The 1,373-nt window shown below is 34.7% G+C and carries 2 protein-coding genes; both read left to right on the forward strand.

Annotation, left to right across the window (positions count from 1 at the left end):
• The first annotated feature begins 67 nt into the window (after nucleotides 1-67).
• Entirely contained in the window at nucleotides 68-430 is a 363-nt protein-coding gene (locus ACEN2H_RS15590) for an ISAon1 family transposase N-terminal region protein (RefSeq protein WP_441733979.1), read from the forward strand.
• A 13-nt stretch (nucleotides 431-443) separates the two neighbouring features.
• On the forward strand, nucleotides 444-1,373 hold a 930-nt coding region (locus ACEN2H_RS15595; protein WP_441733981.1), incomplete at its 3' end, for an ISAon1 family transposase.

Raw genomic sequence — 1,373 nt, forward strand, 5'->3', positions numbered from 1 at the left:
GGATCAAGTCTAAATGTTGTGGGGAAATATAAAAATAGAGATATTTGTATTTCAAAATTATATAGAAATGCAAGATTCTTTTGTCGACCTTCTCAAGTTGTTACTTCCCGAAATCATAGTTGAATACTTTGAACTGACTCGCTATAAAAAAGGAGAAGAAATACTTCATCTATACTTGAAAGAGATTAATTCAATCCCCAAAGAATATCGTCAAAACAAATTAAGCTCAAAAGGGTTCTTTGATGAGATAACAGTTCAAGATTTTCCAATTCGTGGACATCAGGTATATCTACATATCACCCGCAGGAGATGGCTTAACGAAGATACTGGACAAGTTGTATTTAGAGATTGGAATTTAGTAGCAGACGGAACTCGGGTAACACAGGAGTTCGCGTCTTTTTTAAAAGAAATCAATAGATTCCAAGGCTAATGACTGCAATGCTATTGCTTCTTTCTATGGTGTTAGCGGTAAAAATCTACAACATCAATACAAAGACTTCTTAAGTGATTTTAAAAGCTGGAATCAAAAACCACATGCGAAAGATTGGCTTATTTTTCCAGAAAACATCGGTAAACGCTTATCAATAGACGAAACCTCCTTATCTAATGGTGAACTCTATACTATTTTGACCAACAAAGCCGCTAAAGGTAAAAAAGGATCTATAGTAGCAATGATTGCTGGCACTAAAGCGGAGTCAGTTATTGCTATTATCGAACAAATTCCGCTTAAAAAACGAAATCAGGTTACCGAAATCACCTTAGACATGGCAGCGAACATGGGCTTAATTGCCAAAAAATGTTTCCCTAATGCAACTCGCGTCACAGATAGATTCCATGTACAAAAACTAGCATTAGAAGCATTACAGGAAATAAGAATAAAATACCGCTGGCAAGCCATTGATCAGGAAAACGAAGCAATAGAAAAAGCCAGAGCATCAAAGAAAAAATATAAACCCGTGCTATTGACAAATGATGATACCGTCAAACAACTGTTAGCCAGAAGTCGATATTTTCTATATAAACACCAATCAAAGTGGTCTAAAAATCAAACAGAACGAGCCGAAGTACTATTTGAATTGTATCCTGACATTAAAAAAGCCTATGATTTAGCTCAGGATTTAAGACACATTTTTGAGAAAACAACAGATAAAGTCATTGGACTTTCAAGGTTGGCAAGATGGCACGAAAAAGTAAATCAATCTGGATTTAAATCTTTCAATACAATCTCAAGATCGATAATGAATCATTATCAAACCATATTAAACTATTTCGACAACAGAAGCACCAATGCTTCAGCTGAATCTTTCAACGCTAAAATAAAAGCTTTTAGATCGCAATTTAGAGGTGTTCGAAATGTAGAATTCTTTCTTTTT

The sequence above is a fragment of the Flavobacterium sp. W22_SRS_FP1 genome (assembly GCF_052113685.1).
In the GTDB taxonomy this organism is placed as follows: Bacteria; Bacteroidota; Bacteroidia; order Flavobacteriales; family Flavobacteriaceae; genus Flavobacterium.